The 23,658-nt window shown below is 36.6% G+C and carries 21 protein-coding genes and 1 pseudogene; all 22 read left to right on the forward strand.

The genetic code is table 11. The features are described 5' to 3' along the window. The first annotated feature begins 2,130 nt into the window (after positions 1–2,130). Positions 2,131–2,568 carry a VOC family protein gene (locus M5A78_RS22695; protein WP_248737561.1) on the forward strand — a complete coding sequence of 146 codons (438 nt, stop codon included), beginning with the start codon at positions 2,131–2,133 and terminating at the stop codon, positions 2,566–2,568. A gap of 219 nt (positions 2,569–2,787) precedes the next feature. Continuing rightward, positions 2,788–3,012, forward strand: a complete 225-nt coding sequence (locus M5A78_RS22700; protein WP_248737562.1) for a hypothetical protein — start codon at positions 2,788–2,790, stop codon at positions 3,010–3,012. Positions 3,013–3,285: 273 nt separating this feature from the next. Next, on the forward strand, positions 3,286–5,082 hold the full coding sequence (locus tag M5A78_RS22705) for a M3 family oligoendopeptidase (protein ID WP_248737563.1): 1,797 nt from the start codon (positions 3,286–3,288) through the stop codon (positions 5,080–5,082). 273 nt (positions 5,083–5,355) lie between these two features. Continuing rightward, on the forward strand, positions 5,356–5,916 hold the full coding sequence (locus tag M5A78_RS22710) for a sigma-70 family RNA polymerase sigma factor (protein ID WP_248737564.1): 561 nt from the start codon (positions 5,356–5,358) through the stop codon (positions 5,914–5,916). Then, complete coding sequence (locus M5A78_RS22715) at positions 5,906–7,234, forward strand: sigma-E factor regulatory protein RseB domain-containing protein (protein WP_248737565.1); 1,329 nt, start codon at positions 5,906–5,908, stop codon at positions 7,232–7,234. The genes M5A78_RS22710 and M5A78_RS22715 overlap by 11 nt, the downstream gene beginning before the upstream one ends. A 286-nt stretch (positions 7,235–7,520) precedes the next feature. Continuing rightward, a complete protein-coding gene (locus M5A78_RS22720; RefSeq protein WP_248737566.1) occupies positions 7,521–8,087 on the forward strand; it encodes a GNAT family N-acetyltransferase in 567 nt (188 codons plus the stop codon). Between the two features lie 135 nt (positions 8,088–8,222). Continuing rightward, the gene (locus M5A78_RS22725; RefSeq protein ID WP_248737567.1) at positions 8,223–8,702 is read left to right on the forward strand and encodes an alpha/beta fold hydrolase; all 480 of its coding nucleotides are present in this window, start codon (positions 8,223–8,225) and stop codon (positions 8,700–8,702) included. 502 nt (positions 8,703–9,204) lie between these two features. After that, complete coding sequence (locus tag M5A78_RS22730; RefSeq protein ID WP_248737568.1) at positions 9,205–9,441, forward strand: hypothetical protein; 237 nt, start codon at positions 9,205–9,207, stop codon at positions 9,439–9,441. Between the two features lie 86 nt (positions 9,442–9,527). Next, a complete protein-coding gene (locus M5A78_RS22735; RefSeq protein WP_248737569.1) occupies positions 9,528–9,716 on the forward strand; it encodes a hypothetical protein in 189 nt (62 codons plus the stop codon). Positions 9,717–9,757: 41 nt separating this feature from the next. Next, positions 9,758–10,266: pseudogene (locus M5A78_RS22740) on the forward strand (GNAT family N-acetyltransferase). Positions 10,267–10,630: 364 nt separating this feature from the next. Beyond that, a complete protein-coding gene (locus tag M5A78_RS22745) occupies positions 10,631–11,176 on the forward strand; it encodes a DUF1697 domain-containing protein (protein WP_248737570.1) in 546 nt (181 codons plus the stop codon). 507 nt (positions 11,177–11,683) lie between these two features. Continuing rightward, positions 11,684–12,226: a sigma-70 family RNA polymerase sigma factor gene (locus tag M5A78_RS22750; protein ID WP_248737571.1), complete on the forward strand. Its 543-nt coding sequence runs from the start codon at positions 11,684–11,686 to the stop codon at positions 12,224–12,226. Further along, positions 12,195–13,565, forward strand: coding sequence for a DUF4179 domain-containing protein (locus M5A78_RS22755; protein WP_248737572.1), 1,371 nt, complete (start codon positions 12,195–12,197; stop codon positions 13,563–13,565). Before M5A78_RS22750 ends, M5A78_RS22755 begins: the two co-directional genes overlap by 32 nt. A gap of 321 nt (positions 13,566–13,886) precedes the next feature. Continuing rightward, positions 13,887–14,162 (forward strand): hypothetical protein, encoded by a 276-nt coding sequence (locus M5A78_RS22760; protein ID WP_248737573.1) that lies wholly within the window; start codon positions 13,887–13,889, stop codon positions 14,160–14,162. Positions 14,163–14,323: 161 nt separating this feature from the next. Continuing rightward, a complete protein-coding gene (locus tag M5A78_RS22765; RefSeq protein ID WP_248737574.1) occupies positions 14,324–15,055 on the forward strand; it encodes a GntR family transcriptional regulator in 732 nt (243 codons plus the stop codon). A 408-nt stretch (positions 15,056–15,463) separates the two neighbouring features. Next, positions 15,464–16,513, forward strand: coding sequence for a LacI family DNA-binding transcriptional regulator (locus tag M5A78_RS22770; protein ID WP_248737575.1), 1,050 nt, complete (start codon positions 15,464–15,466; stop codon positions 16,511–16,513). 95 nt (positions 16,514–16,608) lie between these two features. Further along, a complete protein-coding gene (locus M5A78_RS22775) occupies positions 16,609–17,883 on the forward strand; it encodes a Gfo/Idh/MocA family protein (RefSeq protein WP_248737576.1) in 1,275 nt (424 codons plus the stop codon). A gap of 237 nt (positions 17,884–18,120) precedes the next feature. Further along, positions 18,121–19,368: an ABC transporter substrate-binding protein gene (locus M5A78_RS22780; RefSeq protein ID WP_248737591.1), complete on the forward strand. Its 1,248-nt coding sequence runs from the start codon at positions 18,121–18,123 to the stop codon at positions 19,366–19,368. Between the two features lie 60 nt (positions 19,369–19,428). Further along, positions 19,429–20,376 (forward strand): carbohydrate ABC transporter permease, encoded by a 948-nt coding sequence (locus M5A78_RS22785; protein WP_406603738.1) that lies wholly within the window; start codon positions 19,429–19,431, stop codon positions 20,374–20,376. 89 nt (positions 20,377–20,465) lie between these two features. Next, complete coding sequence (locus M5A78_RS22790; protein WP_248737593.1) at positions 20,466–21,224, forward strand: carbohydrate ABC transporter permease; 759 nt, start codon at positions 20,466–20,468, stop codon at positions 21,222–21,224. A gap of 328 nt (positions 21,225–21,552) precedes the next feature. After that, positions 21,553–22,449, forward strand: coding sequence for an ROK family protein (locus M5A78_RS22795; RefSeq protein WP_248737577.1), 897 nt, complete (start codon positions 21,553–21,555; stop codon positions 22,447–22,449). Positions 22,450–22,465: 16 nt separating this feature from the next. Further along, positions 22,466–23,632: an SIS domain-containing protein gene (gene agaS, locus M5A78_RS22800; RefSeq protein WP_248737578.1), complete on the forward strand. Its 1,167-nt coding sequence runs from the start codon at positions 22,466–22,468 to the stop codon at positions 23,630–23,632. Positions 23,633–23,658: the final 26 nt, after the last annotated feature.

The following is a 23,658-nucleotide window of genomic DNA, read 5'->3' on the forward strand; positions in this document are numbered from 1 at the left end:
ATAATAGCTAGCTCCTTTCGTAATGTAGCTCTGATTTGGTTTGTTTTTTTCCAGTAAACAGTGTAACCAAATTAATCTACGGTGTTACGAGTAAGGAGCTAGTTTCGTTCATGATAACTAATGGGTGCGATTGTTCAACAAGGGCAGTCGCCTTTTTGCTAACGGAGCAAGTTAATGAAAAAATAATAAAATAAGGAGTTGATAAGCCTTGGTAATTTACGCAGAAGCCCTACATACAATTTCCATAGTAATACTTATTATTTGTTCTTCTTTCTACCTTCGGCATTTGGTAAAAACCAAAAAACAAAGGAAACTTTCAGCCTTTGAATTTACAATGTATACAACCATTCAGATGGCATATATCTTCTTTGCGATTAGCTTATTGATTTCTATATTCGTTAAGTGATTGGGAAGGATAAAAAAGATTGTGAAGGATTCTACTTAAACTATCGAGTGCTTTACTGGAACATCGATATTGCCCTTTTCTTCTTCAAGTAACTGGCAGGTGTGCGGCCGAGCCTAGGTCGTATCTTATAACGGGTGGGATTCCCGTCGAGTAAGAATTAGCCATTCGCTCGTAGCGAGTCTTGGAGGGCTAAAGGTAACTTTAGTCTTTAAGCGTAGACAGTTAGGTGGAGCAGCCGTCAAGGCTGAGAATCTTATGGAGTGAAAGTCTCCTGTCATCAATTGACCGATTCGGATGACTAGCATATCCAATGCGTAGGGAGGTAACAAACTACGTTCTGCTTGGAAGTAAAAGTCACGGCGGCCTATTCTACACAGAGAGAATAAGGTCGGAACAGTCTGTGTGGAGAGCAAACACAGAGGCCAGAAGGATTAACGAATACTGCAATCCCGAAATCTACGCCCCTCAAAGAAACTGTTCGAGGGATGTTTTGCTTAGCGTCGACCTTTGTCTAACGGGGGAAGACCGATGTCTTACAGGAAGAAACGGTCAGAAGCACTGTAGGAGCAGCCGGGGTACGGGTGCTGGCATCTGTGGAAAGATTTTCAGAGATAACGACGGGAAGGTCCTACTTCAAATTTGGGAAGGTACTAACCAATGAAGACCTACCATATATAAGGCTGATAGAAAATGGTAGGATGATTTAGGACTGGCGTATGAGGTCGTAGTAGCGATGAGGGAAGGGTAATGCCTTCTTAAGTGTAAGGAAATTGTACTTCCATCAAGGTAACTCCTGTGATGGAGCGAAGGACCTCTGGGCACTTGGACAGTCAGAACTTCAAAGACACTGAGCTTTGTTTACTTGTTCATAGACTAGCATACTAGTAAACCAATAGTTGATGGGGGAATATGTGTACCAACATTTAATCCTGCGGTTATTTGGGAAGGCGAGTATGTGATGAAGTCCAAGGTCAGAACTGGACTCGGGAAATCCGACCGTCCGGGATCGTAGGGGGGCTATAGGAAACGTGATTCAATCGAATGCGCGCGCCTATTTTCTACCCGACGGCGGGCCGAAAGCCAAATGGTTGAAGGGATTGAGCTCCATAATGTTAGTAAATCGAGAGGGCTGATGCTTTACCTGCAGCAGAAAGCTACATTTTATCCTTCGTTTAAGGCAAGATGGATAAAACCTCTCTGGAGTCAGAGACCTTGGCACGTTACACATTGATATGATACGGCAACTTGGGAGACCCTACCGGTCTTTCTTGTTAGAAGAGTATGGTGTACAAGCGATAATAAGTAAGGGAACCAAATGCCGGTGTAGGGAGTCGGATAGCAGCGTAGTACCAATGAAGTTGGGTAATGCCGATGGAGGAAAGGCTAGCTACCAGTTATCACCCTTGCTAGGGACACATTTACTACACACAGAGGTAGGAATAATAAATGGAGACAATAATAGTAAGGATAGCAAAAATTAGCAAAATCTGATCCTAAGAGATTAGCAAGGTTTTGTGAATGGTAACTAGGAGGAGCCGTGTGCGTTAATAGCGCAAGCACGGTTCTGTGAGGGGGAGGAACACAATCTACCGTAAGGTAGAGAGGTTCCTTTCTACTCGACTTGTTGAAGAAGGATATTTTCTGTTTTAAGCGAATTAGAATTTCAAACAAACCTTACACGAATACAGGTATTGAAAATAACAGGAATATAGGAGGTATGAGATATGAAGATCAATAGAATAGATCATGTGAGTATAAACGTAAATGATCTTTCAGAGGCTAAAGCGTTTTTTCTTGATTTAGGACTTGAAGTGCAAGCGGAATGGGAATTGGATGGAGAACAGTTGGACAGAATAGTTGGGCTTAATGATGTTAAAACGGCATGTGTAGGATTGGCGATGCCAGATGGTCAGGCATGGATAGAGCTAGTCAAATTTTATACGCCGTCAGATGAAAAAGATATTCAGCAACCTTTTGCAAATACTCTGGGTATCCGACATATTTGCTTTGCTGTTGAAGATATTGAAGCTATTGTTGCAAAATTGAAAAAGAAAGGCACGGAACTCTTTAGTGAGATACAGCAATATGAAGAAAGTTATAAGTTATGCTACGTTCGTGGTCCAGAGGGAATTATTTTAGAGTTGGCGGAGAAAATCAGATAAATATTGAATGGGACTTTAAATGATTTGACTTCCAACTTTAAAGATTTCTTCTTAAACTATCGGGTGCGATGCTTTAACAAGGCATCGCTTTTCTTGTTCAGCTAACTGGCAGGTTAGTTTAAGTACAAATCCCAATAATCGGTAAAATAAAAAGAAAGATTTTTACCTTAATTTAGGTATAATGAAATATATAAATAAACGGTAAATCGGAGAATTTTTATGAAGTTAATAAATACTTTATTTGAACCTGTTTCTAATCTTTCAAAAAAGCAAAAAATATTGTGGCTGTTTTTCTTTCTTATTTTATTTACTGAAATAATCACTCGTATTTTAAAAATTGATTCAATGCTGGTTCAAAATATTATTGATTCACTAATGGGATTATGTTTAATTGCTTTCGTCTTGGAAATGTTGTTTTTAAAGAAAAAAAGTAATAATAACTAGTTCGAGTTATTTAGCTAACGGTAGCTTTAATTTCACAACAAATGGACTGTTTCGGCAGTCCTTTTTCATTATCGTTATTCAAGTAACTGGCAGGTTAGTACAACAAAGACAAAAATATGAATAAATGTTTTGAGCCGAGCCAAATGTACAGGTGGATAATATTTTTCCTTCATAGATGATGGTTAAAAAATATTCCCCTAATTATTTCATAGTATGCTAATATAGGAATATACGTTCTATTTTGCTGAAAATTAAGAATCGGAGGGGGTAATAATGAATAAAATAAGATATTCAAAGGAATGGAACCTAGAAAATTTGTTCCAAGAAGGAAGTAAATCATCTCAACTTCATAATCATATAAAACAACTAGAGATTAAGGTTCTTGAATTAGAAGATGAATTAAATTCTTTTAATAACCTACTGGAAGTTAATGACTCGCTTAGAGTTGAATCTATAACAAAAAACATAGCAGACATTCGGATTAACCTATCTCAAATCAATTCTTTTATAACCTGTCTTCTTGCACAAAATTCAAAGGAACAAAATGCTATAACTCTACGAGGGAATACATCTTCAATAAATGCTCGCTTTGAGTCAGCATTAAAAAAGTTTCAAAGTCTTATTTTAAACATAAGTCAAGATTTGTGGGAAGACATACTAGAAACTAAGGCATTAAATAACTATAAGTTTATACTTAACGAATGGCGTAAAAAAGCAGAAATGTTACTTTCAGAGGAAGAAGAAAGGTTAGTTTCAGACCTGATGTTTGATGGTTATCATGCTTGGGGGCAGTTTTATAATTCACTTTTAGGTAGTATAAAAGTTAAAATACAAATCGAAGAAGAACACAAAGATTTATCTGTAGGTCAAACCATTAATTTGCGTTCTCACCCGAACGAGGATGTTCGTAAAACAGCTCATAATGCATTAGAAGATATTTGGAAAGAAAAAGAAGAACTATTTGCACAAATATTAAATTCTATTGCAGGTTTTCGATTACAAATGTACAAAAACAGGGGGCTAGATAATGTCTTAATAGAACCTCTAATAGAGAACCGTATGAAAGAAGAAACACTAAATGCAATGTGGAAAGCGGTAGGCAAATTTAAAAAACCATTTATTAATTACCTGAATAAGAAAGCAAAAATGAATGGCGATAAAAAAATGCATTCGTATAACTTTTGGGCACCTATTGGAAAAAGTAATAAAAAGATAGATTATGAAGATGCTGTAAACTTTATATTGGAGCATTTTAGTCATTTTGGAAATGAATTAGAAAATTTTACTCGACTGGCATTTGATAACGGCTGGATAGAGGCTGAAGACCGCCCAAATAAATCGGCTGTTGCATTTTGCGCAGGTTTTCCTCTTTCTGGAGAATCAAGAGTTTTAATTACATACGGAGAGAGAATTACAAGTGTTTTAACCTTAGCACACGAATTAGGTCATGCTTTTCATAATTATGCGATGAAACCCGTTGATGGAATGAATAGGCAATACCCATTAAGTATTGCAGAAACTGCTTCAACATTTTCAGAACAAATCATACTAGATGCAGCTTTAGAGGTAGCTAAATCCCCTGAAGAAAAATTGTTTATACTTGATGAAAAAATAAAACGTAGTGTTATGAATTTTATGAATATTCATTCTAGATTTCTGTTTGAAAAGAAATTTTATGAAGAACGTAAAACGGGGTTTGTTTCTTCAACACGTTTAAATAAACTTATGCAAGAAGCTTTTGATGAGGCTTATGAGGGTTCGTTTGATAATACTTCTTTACACTCCTGGGTTTGGACACCTCATTATTATATTACAAGGTCGCCATTCTATAACTTTCCCTATACTTTCGGGTACCTATTTTCTCTTAGTCTTTATGCAAAATCAAAAGAAAAAGGGAAAGAATTTGAAAAGGATTATATAGAATTGCTTCGTGATTCAGGAAGTATGTCCACAGAAGATTTAGTAATGAAGCATTTAAAAGAGGACATTACTTCAGAAGACTTTTGGGAAAAAGGAATAAAATTATGTGTTAATGATGTTGAAGAATTTATTAACTTAACTTCTTCTTAAGCTAACGGGTGCTTATGTTAAAGATGGGATTGCTGCGGCGATCCCGTTTTCTTATTGTGCTAACTGAGCAGGTTAGTTTAATAAGAAATTATTTCAAATACTGTCTTAAAAAGGTAATATTGAATTAAGCTAAAGTAAACAGCCCCCATTTTTGGGCGGCTTTTTTAATTAGAGCAAATTCGTTACTAAAAATTTTTTTGAAAAATCACAAAATAGAACCTTTTAAAAACAGGAATCGTCTAATTACTAAAAACAACGATTGTGAGGAGAAAAATGATTGATATGGTAGATGACTCTAAATCAGAGTCCCTAAATCACTTAAATAGAGAAGAAAAGCTTAAATGGTTAATGAAGGCTTATGGTAATGATGTTATAAGAATTGCTTATACTTATTTGAAACAAAAACAGTTGGCAGAGGATGTGGCACAAGATGTATTTATAAAGTGCTATGAAAAAATGGATTCCTTTAGAAATGAATCATCGTATAAAACTTGGCTAATAAGAATTACCGTGAATAAATGTAAAGATGTTTTAAAAAGTTGGTCTTTTAAAAATTTATATTTTACTGACTTCTTTAAACCCAAACAGACCTATTCTTCATTGGAGAATCACTTTTTTGGTGGTGATGAAAATGAATTAATTTCAAAACAAGTAATAGAGCTACCAGTGAAATTAAGAGAAGTGATTATCTTATTTTATTATCAGGAGTTTTCAATTGAGGAAATATCTGATCTGCTAAAGATTAATCCTAATACTGTTAAAACTAGATTGCATCGAGGACGCATTAAACTAAAAGAGTCATTTGAAGGAGCGTGGGTAATTAGTGGAAAATAAACTACATAATTTAAAAGAAAAAATGGATCAAACCATTTTTAGAGATGTGTATTTTGATGATAAGCAGTATCATCAAGTCTTAAACACCATTGAACAATCCAAATTTCAAAAGTTAGGGATTCCACTGAAAAATAAGTTTAATGCTTTGCTTAGCATTTCAGTCGTTTCTATAATGTTTTTGGGTATCACATATTTTGTTGGAACGCAGCTGAACTTATTAAATGGACCTGAAACGAAACAAGCTAATGAGCCAAAACAAATTACACAAAATTCTCTTAATAAACCTTCAAATGAGAAAACTGTATATATACCTCCTAAGCAAGAAGAAAATTATGATGAAATGTCTAAAGAAGAGATCCTAACTAAAATGATAAACACAGTAGATTATTTTGAAACAGCTAAAGGAGAATATAAAATTCACTATAGCTTTAGTCCTGGTTATCAGGTGGTTGAATATGCTATTAGCTTAAAGCACGAACCAGGAGGATATGGGAAAACAACACTTGATACAGGCGAAATATCTTCTCAAGAATTTTATAAAGATGGAACACTGTGGTTTCTAAATGAATCATCAAAAACCTATATGGAATCGCAAGTAATGGAAGGGAACCGAAAAAGAGGTACTACTCTAACATTAGATCAAGCATTTTCAATTGCTTCTGATGGAAATCCCCAAACTAATTATAGAGAAAGACCCACATTTAGCACAGCAAATGAAACCTTGTTTCCTTATGAGATTGCCTCCAACTATACACGAGATTTAAGTAAATGGGAAATAGAAAAACAAAATGAAGAATTACTAGGTCATAATACACTTGTGATAAAAGGGACTAAAAATCATAGAGATTTCCAATCATTCCGCTTTTGGGTAGATAAGGATACAGGGATTTTGGTTAAATATGAAACGTATAACTCTACTGGAGACGTTGTTGATTATTTACATCCTACGAAACTTGAGATAAATGTTCCAATTGACAGTGAAAGATTTACACCAAATTTAGAGGGATATAAAAATCGTGATCTTTTATCGCAAGAAGAACCTCATATGAGAACTGGTAATATCGACGACTTAATCCCTGAAGAGTTAAAGGGACAATGGGAAGAAGCAAAGAAAAAACCAAACGAAACAATGGTATTCGAATTTAATGGCAATTGGTATATATATGTCAAAAAAGGATACCTTGTAAACTATATAGAAGCCAATGGCAAAGAAGGGACATTATATCTAGCAAAAACCTCTGCTCAAAAATCGCAGCATAATTTCCACGCCCTAGCAGAGGGATATAAAGTAGAAACTCTTAATATTGTTTATGAATAAACTTAAGAAATGCGGTACCAATTGGGTATCGCTTTTTTTGCTAAAATTATATTCTTATTATTTTTAATGATACCAATTATCGGTGTTTTGACGGTCACTTTTTAGTACGAATAAACAAAATCTCCAAAATGTTTACTCTGTACACAAGATTGTGACAGAATGTACTTAAGCTAACGGGCAGGATAGTTCAACAAGAAAAATTTGTTAAATATTTTCGAAGTGATCCATTTTTATAGAAACCTTTGATAGTATAAAGATGTTAAACAAGGAAATAGAGGAGGTACTTATGAAGAGGTTTCAAGAATCTCCAACATTAAAAGGAAAAAAAGTTACACTAAGAAACATCAATCCAGATATAGATAACCAACAATTTTACAAAATATTTCTTGAACCAGATATGCATTTATGGACAGGAAACAAAATACCAAAGGACGAGTTTGAAACATATCAAATCCTTTGTAAATATCGTGATTTAGATGGGGTCATTGCTTGGTCAATCATTAGTAATGATACACAGGATTTTATCGGTACATATTGGATAGCCCCAAATTATTATGAAGGTAAAAAAATAGTTACAGAAGCTCAACGTATTGGAAAGAACTACTGGAGAAAAGGATATACAAAAGATGCGAGAAAACTGATTTATGATTTCGTGTTTTTTGAGTTAGATATTGAAGAGGTTCACGCAGGAGCGTGGAAAGATAATGTTAATTCTTGCAAATCTATGGAGAATATTGGTTTTAAATTATTTACTTCAGAAAGGAAAGTATTTCAGAAACGTAATGAAGAATTAATAGAAAATCACTACATCTTAACTAAACAAAACTGGATTATGAAGAGAGAAAATATTTAATACATAAAAGTATGTGAAGTATTATACTTAAAGTAACGGGTGCAAGAGCTGAAGATTAGGTTTGCTGTGGCAACCCTTATTTCTTGCTCCATTAACGGGGCACTTTAGTTAAAGATGGAGTTTGGCTGTCTACTGTTGAATAATATCGAAGAAAAAGTTGTAGCTGACGGAGTATGCTTTGCTAACTGGCCTCTCCCTTTAGTTAAAGCGATACGTTGGCCTACTGCACCTGAATTCGAACCAGGCACAGCATTAATTGGGCGAATGATTCGTGGTGGTGTATATAGTCCTGAAATCTTAACCCCTAAAGTTATGGAAGCTTTTACCGCACCTTTTGCTACTCCATCAGGCCCGGAAGAGCTCAAACGCGCTTCTCTCGCACTTGACCATCATCAAACTGAAGATATTGTACCTGATCTTCCGAACTTAAAAGTACCAGTTACTCTCCTATGGGGACAACATGACCCTTATACTACTCCTTATTGGGGTAAAAAACTTCAAGAAGCTATTCCGAATTCGATACTTAAAATTTTACCTGAGTGCAGTCACTATTCCATGCTTGACAATCCTGTTCTGTTTTCACAGGAACTATTGAAACACTTAAATACTCAATAATGAAGTTACCTTTAACCAGCAAACAAGGCTACAATTATATTTTGGAGTATTGTTTTCAACCAATGTAACCCACCTAAATGGCCTAAAATTACAGGAATCTCTGCATATTTCTTTGCAAGGTTCAAGGACCGAAAGTATGTATCCAAATGGGCAAATTCTTTATTTCTTCAACATCAGAAAATGCTGTTTCTAACAGATTCTACAAAGGATGAAAAACAGCAGTCTAAACTAAAAAAAAATTTATATTAAGTACGCCAATGGTTCTGATAATTTATATGGGGTTATTTATTATTTCTTATTGAATTAAGCTTTTGCTTTTTAGCTGCTCTTGTAATCCTTACCTTACTCTTCTTCCAGTAACGGGAAGTTTAGTTCATTTAAAAATTCATTAACAAGTAACGTTTTTTAAAGTATTCTGGAATAGAATTACATTTATGAGATTTTCAGAGAAATTACCTATTTTCTATCATCACTAATTATTCCAGTTGGGTGGTCATAAAATTTGGATATTAGTTTTTGGTTATTAGTAGTGGGATTTATACTACAACTTCTAGGATTTTTGAATTCAATAAGAGTTTTAATTAAATTAAAAGGAAAATTAGTAATAAGAAAACAAGATGATAATGTATTAAATGAAGTAGAAAAACAATTATTAAAACAAAATGTAATTTGGGTATTTTTTATATTAGTAGGAGCGATGTTGAATTTTATTGCTTTCATTCTTTCACATTTTCTTTAGAGGATATTACATAATTACAAATTAAACAAAAGGGTGCGAGAGTTTAAGAATGAAGCTGTCATTGTGATGGTTGTGAGGTGTGTTTAATGGAAAAAGATTTCATTGAAATAGAATCAAAAAGAATCCCATTATCCAATATTAAAAGTTATGAAATTACAACTGAAGAGATTAATCAGCAGTGGACAGAGAAAGTAAAACCCAATTTGCTTGTACGAATAATATTATTTTTTGTTAGCCCTGGAACTAAAACTGAGGGATTTGAAGAGGGATTCTAGGTTTAGCTAGTATGTGAATAATTGAATTGGTGGTAATCAAGATGGAAATTATGATTGAGAAATTACACGCTAAAGATGTTGAGAAGTTATTTGAATTTGAACTTGAAAATAGAGCTTTTTTTGAGGAAATGGTGCCGAGCCGTGGGGATGATTACTATAACTTTGAGACCTTTAAACATAGGAATAAAGCCCTGATGGATGAGCAAGCTCAAGAGTTAATTTACCTTTATTTAATTAAGAATAAAGAAGGCTTTATTCTCGGAAGAATGAACTTAGTAGATATTGAAAAATCACAGGGTTTGGGTCATATAGGTTATAGAGTGGGAAAAGCATACACTGGAAAAGGTATTGCTAATAAACATTGAAACTTTTATTAGAAACTACAAGTAAGCTAGGTATAAAACAGATTTCAGCGAAGACAACAACAAATAATATAGCATCTCAAAAGGTTTTGGAGAAAAACGGATTTAAATACATAGCAACAGGTAATGAAGAATTTATAATGAATGGACAACTTTTGTCTTTTGTTTATTATGTTTGGGAGAAATAACATATAGCTTCTTCAACTCCCATGAAAATAAAAACTGAAAAAGAGCATGAAAAATAGACCCAGAAGAACCAGTTTTTAAAAAAAGGCTGAGCCTCTTGAAAGGTTGGATATAGGGTTGGCTGATAACTCGAATTGTCTTTTCCTTTCTACTCAAAATGATAGCAGGTAAGCCGGTGCAACAACCAGAAAAAGGATTAATCTCCCATGAGTGCTACCCCTATCTTTTAATTGATCCGTAGTAATCGTATCAAGTTGAGCATCTTTAACAAATCGTATGAGTAAGGCTGAGCTAAAGGGCAGTTTAACAGGTATAGTCAATAAGATATAAAGGATTAATGAGTAAATAGTCGAAAGGAAGATGGTTATGGTTTATATCGCTCTTCTTCGGGGGATTAATGTGGGTGGAAAAAATAAAATTGACATGAAGTTGCTTAAACAAATGTTTGAACAAGTCGGGATGAATGATGTGGTGACATACATCAATACAGGTAATATTATTTTTTCATACAAAGGACCATCAAAAACTGAACTATTACGTATTTTGGAAGAAGCGATACATTATGATTTCGGATTACATATTAAAGTAGTAGTTCGTAGTGTCGATGATGTCAGAGGAATCATTAACGCTATTCCTGACACATGGAAAAATGACAAAGACATGAAAAGTGATGTCATGTTTTTATGGGATGAAATTGATGATGAATCTGTACTTATGAATTTGGTCATCAAACCAAATATTGATACGGTGAAATATGTCCCCGGCGCGATTCTATGGTCCGTTGACAAGAAAAATGTAACCAAAAGCGGAATGTCAAAGATCATTGGATCAAAGTTATACAAACAAGTTACGGTAAGAAATGTCAACACCGCTCGTAAGATATATGAACTCATGCAAGCTCAAAACAGTTAGTTCGTCCGATGATAATTGTACAATTGATTTTTATCGTTTTGTGCAAGGAGAACCGGTTCATTCGGAGTGAGGGGAAAATTAAAAGGACCACTATGGTTTAAAAAACGAATTTATTATCAACTGAGATTAGAGTAAGTTTAAGTGGAATGAAAAAATAACCGTACGGTCTCAATTAACAATCAAATCTAAAATTTAAACGAAGGAGACAAGTATGGATATTAGTTTTTCTTAGCAAGTGATGTGTATGTGAAACTATCTACTTAAAGTAACAGGTGCTTTCCTTTGAGATTGGTGCTGTCATTGCGACAGCTTTTTGTTGTTGTTCCACTAACGGTTCAATAAGAATCTCCAGTAAAAGTAACATATAAATCGTCGAAAGACGGTCTTTTTTTATGCGAAAATAAAACTATTAAAATGTATCGATCAAAAATATTTTATAAGTGAATTATAAAGTTGAAACTTTTTTATACCTTCACTCACTCTAATACGCAGAAGGGAGGATAAGTAATGACAGAACTAAAACTTATTAAGAATGCTATAAAGGGAAATAAAAAATGTCTAGAGGAACTACTTGTTTTACATAGTGACCAATTGTTCCGTACAGCTTACCTATATGTTAGAAATCGTGAAGATGCTTTAGATGTTGTTCAAGAGACATCTTACAAAGCCTTTTTATCAATAAGCCAATTAAAAAACGAGGAATTCTTTCTAACTTGGTTAACAAAAATATTAATAAATTGTTGCTATGACATATTGAAAAAGAACAAACGTGAAATCCTAATTGAAAATATGATTGAGCAGGTTTCGGATAAGAAGGAAATGAGAATTGAGAGTTTAGACTTATTGGAGGCAGTTAATCAGCTTAATGAAAAATATAAAACTGTTATCATTCTTTTTTACTTTCAGGACCTCCCGATAAGTGAAGTAGCTAGAGTAATAAACATACCTGAAAATACAGTAAAAACCTATTTAAGTAGAGGGAAAGAACAAATAAAAAAGTTGTTAGGGGGAATGTATAATGGAGAAAAAATCATTTCAAGAAGCGTTTGAGATGATTAACGTCCCAAAGGAGGATGTCATCAATGCAATTAGGAGTGGGATGGACCGTGCTCATTTAAATGAACGCAAAAAGAGTATCAAAAAAATCCTGTGGTCTACAGCTGCTGCTACTATCTTAGTTTCTTCGAGTTTTATTTCTCCTTCACTCTCTAAAGTGATGGCGGAGGTACCACTTCTAGGAAATGTTTATACAACCTTTAACGACGCGATTGGTCGAAGCCTTGAATCAAAAAGTTTAATTACTGAGTTAAACAAGTCCGCAAGTTTTAACGGCATAGACGTGTCTATAACAAACGCATATTATGATGGGGGCGTAGTAGGGGTTACTTTTAATGTTAAGGGGAATATGAAGGTTGAGAAAAATGGTAAACTGGTCGGCTTTTATCAGATATTCGATGGCAAGGATGATATATCTGATAGTAAAGAACTTGTATATATGGAGCCTTCAGAAAATGGATATGTCGGGCATATCCAATTAAGTTATCCACAAACACAATTGCCTTCGAATACTACTTTCCCACTTGAATTCAAGAAAATTGGTGAACAAGAAGGAAGTTGGAAATTCGATGTTCCGATTAAACAATTGCCATATGTAATAAAGAAAGTTGACAAGGAAAGCATACAAGATATTGCAGGTGTTAAAGTCCATTTTGATTCTGTTATTAAAGGTAAAGCTTCGACAGCTATCAACTATACAGCCACTTTTCCTGTTGAGGGGAGAAATGACCAAGTTAGGTTAGAAATTTATGATGATAAAGGTAAAAAAATCAATATTTCAAAGGATGGCATTGACCTAGAAACCTTTAAACAGAATGATAAAATAGTTGTTAAAGGAAGAAGTATTATACCCGAATCATTAGATGGTAAGACTAGTTATATAGAAGTCCATCCGAAAGTTGCTTTAAGTGAGAGAAGTCAATTTGTTGAGTTAAATGAACCTATACCAGTTAACATTAAGGCAAACAGGCAGGATTTGTTTGTACAGATTGATAAAATTTCAGTAAATAATAACAAGAATTTGATTGTTGACTTTCAAGTAAATAAGGGTGTTAAAAAGGATTGGAACTTTGGATTTTTTAAGGATTTTGCTCGCAATGATGTGATTTTAGTTAAAAAGACAGAAAAAGATATATATAAGGAACCCATCAATCATTCATTGGAAACTGTTAATAAAGATGGTTTGCGATTTAGAAGCACTTTTGATATTAGTAAACTTAATGATTTCAGCCTAAATAATTATGTAATAAGGGTTAATATGGGGTCATTAAGTTCGAATATTCCTGTTGAATTAGATGATGTTAGGATTGATTTGAATGAACTGTCAAATTGAAATTTGAAGCAAGCTTACCCGATTAAATAATCCCTTATTAAACAATCGGGGGAAAGAGTTGAAGAAGGGGCTGCTGCGGCAGGCTCGTCCCCTTGCTTTCTGGATAGGTATAGACTTGGGTGAATATGCTCTAAACTAAGATGTCTTTATAAAAATCAGTTTAGGTAATGGGGTTGGGGATGATTTTGGAAGTAATTGGACAGGTAACGAATTTTCCTCATGGACACCTGATGGGTGGAAAAAAGGGCCCGTATTTGTTGATAAATACTTGATGATGAAGCCTATGTATTTGCCATTGAACGTGATGGAGAGAGTTATACCATGTTGGTAACAGGTAATTTTTATTACGGAGGGCAGACAACCTATAAGGCTTCACGAAAGTTTAAGGAAAACCCTTTAACTTGGCATTTCAATCAGACACCAGAAGAATATACAGCACCTTTTTACAACCAGACTAAAATGTTTAACGGCAAAACCTACGATACATGGCCGGAAGGTTCTGCATACCCCGACTACTTCTTTTTCGGAGATCCGCATATTAATTACTATGAGGGTACGGAACTGTATGATGATGTGAAACTATATTTGCCGAAATAAGTAAAAAAATTCACCAGCTGTAATGATTGAGCTGGTGAATTTTTTAAAAAGGCATTTAACCTCCTAAGATCATTTTTGAACTTGTTGGGTTGACACTACAATAGGCGGTGATATAATTTGTTAAAAGAATGTAAGTAGAGTTGGAAGGTAGGCTTATTATAATGAAACCACTTCAGCATGAAAGTGTAATCCCGCTTTATCACCAATTAATGGAAAGGATAAGGGGGTCTATTGAAAAGGGACAGTGGACACCTGGTGATAAAATCCCATCGGAAAATCAATTGGTGGATCAATTCGGTGTGAGCCGAAACACCGCTAAAAAGGCAATTGAGGAGTTAGTTCAGGAAGGGATTCTTTACCGAATTCAAGGAAAAGGAACATTCGTCGCAAAACCAAAATTGCAGCAGTCATTGATGGGGTTTTACAGCTTTAGCAAAGTATTAAAAGAAAAAGGATTAAATCCTAAGGATACCATTCTGAAAATAGAAGAAGTGAAACCCACTGCAAAAATCCGGGAAGCCCTGCAGCTTGGAGATGACGAGAATGTCATTGAAATGAAACGCCTTCGTTGTGCCAACAATGAGCCTTATATTTTGGAATCGTCTTTTATTCCGAAAAACGTGGTTTCGGATACGGAGCAGCTAAAAAAAGTTGGCGAAATATCATTATATGATTTATTGGCCCAAAAATTTAATATCGTTGTAACTAGAGCAAAAGAGGCGTTTGAACCCGTCCTCATTCGTCCTGAAGAAAGTGAGTACCTGCAAACAGAAGAAGGACGTCCAGCGCTGTTACTTGAACGGACAGCCTATGATGTCGGTGGAATGCCTGTTGAATTTTGTATATCCATTGTACGAGGCGATCGCTGCCGTTTTTACACCGAACTAACGTAAAGGTTGAAACACTCATAGTATATCTCTATGAGTTTTTTATAAAAGCAACCTGTACCAACAACCCGTTAATCAGAAAAGGTATAACAAACTCCTGATAAATAATATTAATTTAAGTTGATGGGTTGACAGGTTAATATGAGGAGAGGTATATTTTAATTATTAAAATTTTCAGTTAAGGGTTTGGAGTTTATGTGAAAAAAATTCTATTTGTTAGAAGAATATTTTTTTGAACAACTTTGAACCAACAACCCATTAACTAAGCAATTGCATGGACATATTCTATTAAAGAAAGTAACGCCTCTCTTACACGACATTATAAAAATTTTCAAGATATTTTCAAAATTGGATATAAATTTGTTATCCTATTTATGAAAGTACTTATGACCATAATTAAGAGGTGTTTTATTAGTGGCAAGATTAAAGGATATTGCGGAATATGTAGGCGTTTCCATCTCTACTGTTTCAAGAGTCATTCAAAATGACCAAACACGAAATGTGAACCAGGAAACAAAAGCGAAAATTTGGGAGGCTGTTAAGGAGTTAGGGTATATACCAAATCAGCATGCTCGAAATTTAGTTACCAACAAACAAAAGAAGAGTAACATAAGAACAAAGAAAATTGGCTGGGTAGCCAATCCAACACAAGCGGAAATTAACCCATACTTTGCCAAAATTTATACAGGTATTCGTGATACATTAACAGCTAATGATTACACCCTAATCAGTATTACCAAGGATGAACTTGAAAACGAGGCGCTGCTTCTTAAGACCATTCATGACTTGGGGATTGAAGGACTTCTGCTGATCGACAGGATTGATAACAGTCTGATTGACTACATACAGCAAACAATCCCATTGGTCGGATTGGACTTCTTCTATACAGATAAGAATATGGCTGTTGTCGATTACAATCGAGAGGCAGCTATTAAAATGGTGGTTCAGCATTTAGTCGGCCAAGGACATCAGGAGATCGGGTTTATTGGCGGCGGAGTTAATGAAACCTTTGAAGATTTGCATGCTGAATATCGTTTCAAAGGGTATCAATCTGCTATGGAAGAAGCGGGACTTGCTGTCCGTCCTGATTGTGTAATCAATACTAAGTGGAAAATGGAAAATAGCTACGAGGAAATGAATCAGCTCATTAAAAGGGATTCGACTCATTTGCCAACAGCCATGGTTTGTGCCAGTGATATGATGGCCATCGCTGCCATGAGAGCTGTCCTAGAAAGTAATCTTAGAATCCCAGAGGACATCGCTTTCTTTGGAGTGGATAATATTGAAATGGGGAAATATTCATCACCACAGCTTTCAACGGTAGAAATCCCTAAATATGAAATGGGAAGAATGGCGGCTAAAACCATTATGGAAATGGTAGAAGAGAAAATTAGACTTCCAATCAAGCTTATTTTGCCATTTGAATTAGTCCTTCGTGAATCATCTAACGTAAAACGAACCTAAATGGTTCTTTTTTTAAAAACAGTTGGAAAACGTTTGGATTAATACAGGAAAACGTCATGAGAAAATTAATTGAATGAATGAGAGGAGAGATTTAAATGAAAACCATGACAGCGATTATTATCGGAGCAGGTGACAGAGGGGCAAGGGCTTACGCGCCGTATGCCTTGGCTTTTCCGAATGAGTTAAAGATTGTCGGCGTGGCAGAGCCGGGAATGGAGAGAAGAACGAAACTACAACAAGCGCACGGTATTCCTGATGAAAATTGTTATGATTCATGGGAAGAGGTATTGAATCTCGATCGAAAAATGGCTGACATAGCGATTATCTGTACGCTTGACCGAAATCACATTAAACCAACGATGAGAGCTTTGGAGCTGGGCTATCATGTTCTGTTGGAAAAACCAATGTCTCCGGATCCGCTGGAATGTATTGCGATGGAACAGGCAGCGAAAAAATATAATCGGCAGCTGACCATCTGCCATGTTTTGAGGTATACCGAATTTTGGTCCACGATTAAAAAGGTGATTGCCAAAGGAGAAATTGGCGAAGTTGTATCGCTACAATTAAATGAAAATGTTGAAGTGATGCACATGTCCCACAGCTTCGTCCGCGGCAATTGGAACAATAAGGAGAAGTCAAGTCCGATGATCCTGCAGAAATCCTGTCATGATATGGATATTATTTCGTTTGTTATGGGCAAGAAATGTAAGCGCATTAATTCCTATGGTTCACTGCTGCATTTTAAAGAAGAACATGCCCCGGTTGGTGCGCCGCAGCGCTGTTTAGATGGCTGCCCGGCGGAACTTGAGTGCCCATATCATGCAGGCAGGTATTATCTTGGCGAAGGAAAAGGCTGGGCCAAGAAATTCACCGAAGATTATACGAATGAAGGTATTATCAAAGCCTTGAAGGAAACGCCATATGGAAAATGCGTATACCGCTCAGATAATAATGTTGTTGACCATCAAGTGGTCAACATGGAATTCGAAGACGGAGCAACTGCAACGTTTAGCATGTGCGGTTTCACAAGGGAGCAAACGCGGATCGTGCAAATCATGGGAACAAAAGGAGAAATCCGCGGAAACATGGAGGAAAATAGTATTTCCATCTTTGATTTCCTTACCAAGCACGAAACAGTCATAAAATTTGACAACCCTGTTGGCGGACACGGCGGCGGCGATAACGGAATCATGAGAACATTCCTCAAGGAAATTCAATTTGGAAACAGCGTGGATAGTGTTTCTTCCGCATCTGCTTCCGTAAGAAGCCACCTCATGGCATTTGCCGCTGAAGATTCGAGGTTAAACAAGGGTCAATCTATTAATATCGATGAGTATTATCAGAGTTTGCTAGAAAATATCAAAGCTTAAGAATCGATTGTTCACACTGCGGTTTTCGTGGTGTTGCAATAGAAAGTCATACGTTAAGAACAAAGGTTATGGGGAATAAAACGCAAGGGGAAAACGTTATTATTGGAGGTGGTGAACGTTATCCAACACATTTCAATGGTATGAGTATAATTTTTTTATCAAGAGAAAAACCCTTAAGTTTTAAGAAGTGATTTGGTTAGAAATCTACTAAACTTTATACGAAGGAAGGGCAATATGATGAAAAAATGGTTAATAATGCTTTTAACTGTCGTTCTAGGATTACTAGGGCTAGCAGGCTGTAGTGATAGTAAAGCATCAAGTGATGCAAAAGATGGAAAAGCTGAAATTACCTATGGCTTTTGGGATAAGAAACAAGTCCCTGCTATTGAAGAGATTATCAAATTATTTAACGAGAAATATCCGAACATCAAAGTTAAAACAGAGATTACTCCTTATGGACAATACTTTCAAAAGCTTGAAACGGCTGCAACGGGCGGCGCTTTGCCAGATGTTCTTTGGATGAATGGTGCTCACGTTGTTCAATATGCAGAAGGTAAGGTCATCCTTCCATTAAGCGACATGGCAAAAAAGGATAACTATAGCTTAGACAATTATCCGAAATCATTAATTGACCTTTATACTGTTGATGGAAAAGTGTATGGGATTCCAAAAGACTACGATACAACTGGCTTATGGTATAACAAAAAAATCTTTGACGATGCTGGTGTTTCTTATCCAGATGACACTTGGGACTGGAATAAGTTAAAAGAAGTAGCGAAACAGCTGACAAACAAAGAAAAAGGTATTTGGGGCTATGCTGCTTTGATGGGCAACCAAGGTGGATATTATGATTTCATATGGCAAAATGGCGGCCATATCATTTCCGAGGATGGCAAGTCCGTTGGATTCGATCAGCCAGAAGCAATCGAGGCGCTTAAATACAATATTAGTTTCATTAAAGAAGGTTTGTCACCAACACAGGCGCAAATGACAGAAACAGCGGCATCAGAGTTATTCTCTTCTGGAAAAGTAGCAATGATGTTCGATGGTCCTTGGATGGTTCCAGAATATATGAAAAATCCGGATTTAAATGTTGCTGTTGTTCCAAAAGGGAAAAAACGCGCAGTAGCGATTCACGGGTTATCCAATGTGATTGCAGCCAATACGAAACATAAAGATGCGGCATGGAAGCTTGTTCAGTTCCTTGGCTCTAAAGAAGCAGCAGATATATACGCGAAAACAGGAACGGTTATACCGGCATATAACGGTACACAAGATGCTTGGAAAGACGCGGTTCCAAATTTAAATCTTCAAGCATTCATTGATGGCGCAGAATATTCTGTTCCACTTCCAAGTGTGAAAAACACAGGCGAAATTTGGCAATACGAAACAGATATTCTGAAAAAGGCTTGGAGCGAAGAAGTAAGTGTTGAGGATGCGGTAAAAGAGTTAACGAAAAAAGCAAATGAGGCACTTAAGAAGTAAATAAAAATGAAGAGAAGGATCTGTTTCTTCTCTTCAATTTCCTTAAAGGGAGGGAATGCTGTGAAACAAATTCCTCTACAGGCTGAAGTGAAAGCAACGAAAAAATTAACGGTTTCCAGCTTAACAAAGACAAGGAAACGTTCCGATTACTTTTGGGCATATCTGATGATTGCACCTACTATGTTAGGTTTGTTTATTTTTTACTTGTGGCCCATCATCCAGACCTTTTACTTTAGTTTTACCGAATGGGGCGCATTTGGACAGTATGAGTGGACAGGGTTAGATAATTATAAACGGATGCTTGAAGATACCAATCTTTTACAATCGTTTAAGAATACAGGGATTTATATTATTTTTACTGTCCCAATTGGGATTTTCTTATCTATTCTTGTAGCTGTTCTCCTAAACCAGAAAATAAAAGGGAAATCCGTTTATCGCACATTATATTTTTTACCTGTCATCACTATGCCGGCTGCCATCGCAATGGTTTGGAAATGGCTTTTTAACGCCGATTACGGACTTCTTAATTACCTATTATCGTTAATCGGGATCAAGGGGCCGCATTGGGTAAGTGATCCGAAAATTGCTCTCTATTCGATTATTGTTGTCGCGATTTGGAGTGGAATCGGCTATAACATGGTTATCTTCCTGTCCGGACTGCAGGGGATTCCAAAAATGTATTACGAGGCAGCAGAAATCGATGGCGCCGGTTCCATTAAGGTGTTCTTTAAAATTACGTTACCGCTACTCTCTCCTGTTATTTTCTTTGTGTCGATCATGTCTCTAATCGGGGCGTTCCAAGTGTTTGACTTGATTTTCATGATGATTGGAAAAAGCAGTACGGCGTTAGAAAGTACGCAGTCGATTGTTTATTTATTCTATCAGCATGCCTTTGTATTGAATGATAAGGGATATGCAGCAGCCATCGCTGTGCTCTTGTTAATTGTTATCCTGATTATTACTGCAATTCAAATGGTCTTACAGAAAAAGTGGGTTCATTATGATTAAAGGAAGTGTTACCATTGGAAAGAACGAGACAGCTTGTAACAAGTAAAACATTCCTTATCCATTTCATCCTGATTTTGGGGTCAGTGGCAATGGTATTGCCTTTTTTATGGATGATCCTCACCTCGTTAAAAACCTATACTGAGTCCATTCATGTTCCGCCCGTTATTATTCCAAAGGATCTTCAATGGGGAAACTACAAAGAGGTTTTTGGACTGCTGCCATTTTTTAAATTTATGTTTAATACCTTTATTATTACGGTCGCAAGGACAGCCGGGCAGTTGTTTTTGTGTTCGTTGGCCGCTTATGCCTTCGCTCGGATTGAATTTCCAGGTAGGAATATTCTATTTATGTTAGCGCTATCAGTTTTAATGGTACCAGGGCAAGTGTTTTTACTGCCGCAATATATGATTATGGTGAAACTTGGCTGGCTGAATACATTACAAGCAGTGATAGTCCCAGGTATATTTAGTGCCTTCGGTACTTTCCTGTTAAGACAATTCTTTATGGGGCTTCCAAAGGAATTAGAAGAGGCTGCCCGACTTGACGGCTGTAACCATTTTCAAATTTACTGGAGAATTATGCTGCCGCTAGCAAAGCCCGGTCTGATTGCGCTGGGGATTTTCACCACCCTTTGGAGCTGGAATGAATTGATGTGGCCAATGATTGTGAATAGTTCACCAGAATCTATGACACTTTCTGTCGGATTGTCATCTTTGCAAGGTCAATATTTAACAAACTATCCAATACTTATGGCTGGCTCCTTTTTAGCTATACTGCCAATGCTGATTTTATTTATCATCTTGCAAAAACAATTTATTGAAGGAATTGCAGTAACAGGCGGAAAATAAATGCATGAACCGTATCCCTGCTTTAAAAATTTTTTCTATCTGTTGGGTTGACCCTACAAGTTAGGGTGCTATAATGGAAATACTAAGCAACTATACTCATAGCATCATGTCTATGAGTTTTTCTTCCGAATTACTTGTACCAACAACCCATCGTATGGTAGGAGGACTTGCCCTCATGAGGATAGAAATGAAGAAAAACCGGAGGAATTTGTCTTCATGAATGGTCCATGAGGAACTTGCTGAAGGAAGGTATCCCTATAAAAAACAACACTGTTTGCGAAAAAAGCCTAGACCTAAAATTACATTTTTTCAGTAGAGGTGCAAAAACATGAAAAAGGCAATCGGCATTGATATTGGCGGGACAAAGATTGCAGCAGCAATCATTACGGAATCGGGAGAATTGCTTAAGCGTACGGAAGTAAAAAGTGATCCTTCAGACCGTGAAAAAATGTTTGCTCAAGTAGTAGAAGCGGTTGAGCAAGTTCTTGAAAAGTCATCTTTTTCATGGGCAGAGATCGAAGGTATCGGCGTGGGTGTACCAGGCAAAGTGGATCGTGAGAATGGCATCGCTGTTTTTCAAAATAATTTGCCCTGGGAACAGTTTCCGGTCGTGGCCCGTTTGCAGGAGCAATTTGGCACCGAGCAAATCACGATTGACAATGATGTCTATATGGCGGCCTTTGCAGAATGGAAAGCGGCACAGGGAAAAAGCGATGAGACCTTTGTCTACGTGACGATTAGCACGGGAATCTCCTGCTCCATCATTCATAATGGTTCATTTTTTAGAGGAGCCGGATTTGCCGGAGAGCTGGGCCTAATCCCAGTCCTTTCAAAGGGAGCCAATAAACGTTTGGAAAAAGTGGCTGCCGGTCCGGCCATCCAACAATTTGCCGCCAAGGAATTGCAAGTGGAACATCTGGCAACGAAAGATGTATTTGCAGGCTATACAAATGGGCTCCCAAAATATCAACCTATCATTAATGAAGTGACCGACAATTTAGCGCAAGGAATCTATGCGATTTCCTGCTTATTGGATCCGAACAAATTGGTTTTTGGCGGCAGTGTCATCGTGAACAATCCTTTTCTGCTTGAGTTGATTAAAGAAAAACTAAAAATCTATCAAATCCCAGAACAACAGCATATTTTGGACCAAATGAGCATTAGCACACTGAAGCAAAATAACGGTGTCGTTGGTGCTGGACTTAGGGTATTTGAAAGTATTTAAAAGAGAGGTGCCGGAAGTGTTTACATTAAGTCAAGAAAAATTAGTGCCATTAGGCGCAGCGATTACAACTGCAGAAATTAAACAGCAGCCTGATTTATGGGCTGAAACGTATGCATTGTATAAGGATAAAAGTAGTAATATCGAAGCGTTTTTGCAAAAACTATCTGAAAGACATGATCGAGTTCGAGTCATTTTTACTGGGGCGGGAACTTCTGCCTATGTTGGCGAAACTGTCCTACCATACTTAAAAGAAAAAGTGGATGAACGACAGTGGGACTTATTAAGTATTCCGACAACTACGTTGGTGTCTAACCCTTATCAATTTTTAAAAGCAGATTTCCCGACCTTGTTGGTTTCATTTGCTCGAAGTGGCAATAGCCCGGAAAGTGTTGCAGCTGTTGAATTAGCTGAACAACTTGTTAAGAACTTCTATCAGCTAACGATTACCTGTGCAAAAGATGGTGAGTTAGCGAAAAGAGCAAAAGGTGATGAAAACAATCTGTTGCTGTTGATGCCTGAAGGAGCCAATGATCAAGGATTTGCCATGACCGGAAGCTATTCATGCATGGCGCTAACAGCATTAATCGTTTTTGATCCGCTACTGGTTGAGGAAAAAGGGGCGATTGTCCAAACGATTCAGCGTATGGGTGAAAGTGTCATTAGTAGAGAGGATTATATCCAAAAAATTATTAACACCGATTTTGAGCGGATTATTTATCTTGGCTCAGGTAGTTTAGAGGGCTTGGCGAGAGAAGCGCAATTAAAAGTATTAGAGTTAACCGCAGGTAAAATTGTGACCGCTTTTGATTCATCGCTCGGTTTTAGGCACGGTCCTAAATCATTTGTAAATGAAAAAGCGTTGGTGTTTGTTTTTGTGTCAAATGAGCCTTATACACGCAAATATGATTTAGATATATTAAAAGAATTACAACAAGATGACATTGCAAACAGTATATGTGCAATCTCGGTAGACGGAGAAACGAACTATGATGGCAATACCTTCTTATTCGACAGCGACGCCCATGCTGTACCGGATGCCTACCTGTCCTTACCTTTTATCATGATTGGGCAAACGGTGTCACTGTTAGCTTCCATAAAAGTCGGCAATACGCCGGATACCCCTTCTCCAACAGGCACAGTGAACCGTGTTGTCAAAGGGGTAACAATTCATGAATTCAAATAAGAAAAACGGAAGCGCCTTGACCAGGC

Origin of the sequence: Neobacillus rhizosphaerae (genome assembly GCF_937468385.1) — a bacterium.
Classification (GTDB): Bacteria; Bacillota; Bacilli; order Bacillales; family Cytobacillaceae; genus Neobacillus; species Neobacillus rhizosphaerae.

Coding starts and splice junctions, on each gene's coding strand:
- M5A78_RS22695 (WP_248737561.1), top strand. CDS start 2,131: ATGAAGATCAATAGAATAGATCATGTGAGTATAAACGTAAATGATCTT.
- M5A78_RS22700 (WP_248737562.1), top strand. CDS start 2,788: ATGAAGTTAATAAATACTTTATTTGAACCTGTTTCTAATCTTTCAAAA.
- M5A78_RS22705 (WP_248737563.1), top strand. CDS start 3,286: ATGAATAAAATAAGATATTCAAAGGAATGGAACCTAGAAAATTTGTTC.
- M5A78_RS22710 (WP_248737564.1), top strand. CDS start 5,356: ATGATTGATATGGTAGATGACTCTAAATCAGAGTCCCTAAATCACTTA.
- M5A78_RS22720 (WP_248737566.1), top strand. CDS start 7,521: ATGAAGAGGTTTCAAGAATCTCCAACATTAAAAGGAAAAAAAGTTACA.
- M5A78_RS22735 (WP_248737569.1), top strand. CDS start 9,528: ATGGAAAAAGATTTCATTGAAATAGAATCAAAAAGAATCCCATTATCC.
- M5A78_RS22745 (WP_248737570.1), top strand. CDS start 10,631: ATGGTTTATATCGCTCTTCTTCGGGGGATTAATGTGGGTGGAAAAAAT.
- M5A78_RS22750 (WP_248737571.1), top strand. CDS start 11,684: ATGACAGAACTAAAACTTATTAAGAATGCTATAAAGGGAAATAAAAAA.
- M5A78_RS22755 (WP_248737572.1), top strand. CDS start 12,195: ATGGAGAAAAAATCATTTCAAGAAGCGTTTGAGATGATTAACGTCCCA.
- M5A78_RS22760 (WP_248737573.1), top strand. CDS start 13,887: ATGTTGGTAACAGGTAATTTTTATTACGGAGGGCAGACAACCTATAAG.
- M5A78_RS22765 (WP_248737574.1), top strand. CDS start 14,324: ATGAAACCACTTCAGCATGAAAGTGTAATCCCGCTTTATCACCAATTA.
- M5A78_RS22775 (WP_248737576.1), top strand. CDS start 16,609: ATGAAAACCATGACAGCGATTATTATCGGAGCAGGTGACAGAGGGGCA.
- M5A78_RS22780 (WP_248737591.1), top strand. CDS start 18,121: ATGAAAAAATGGTTAATAATGCTTTTAACTGTCGTTCTAGGATTACTA.
- M5A78_RS22790 (WP_248737593.1), top strand. CDS start 20,466: ATGGTATTGCCTTTTTTATGGATGATCCTCACCTCGTTAAAAACCTAT.
- M5A78_RS22795 (WP_248737577.1), top strand. CDS start 21,553: ATGAAAAAGGCAATCGGCATTGATATTGGCGGGACAAAGATTGCAGCA.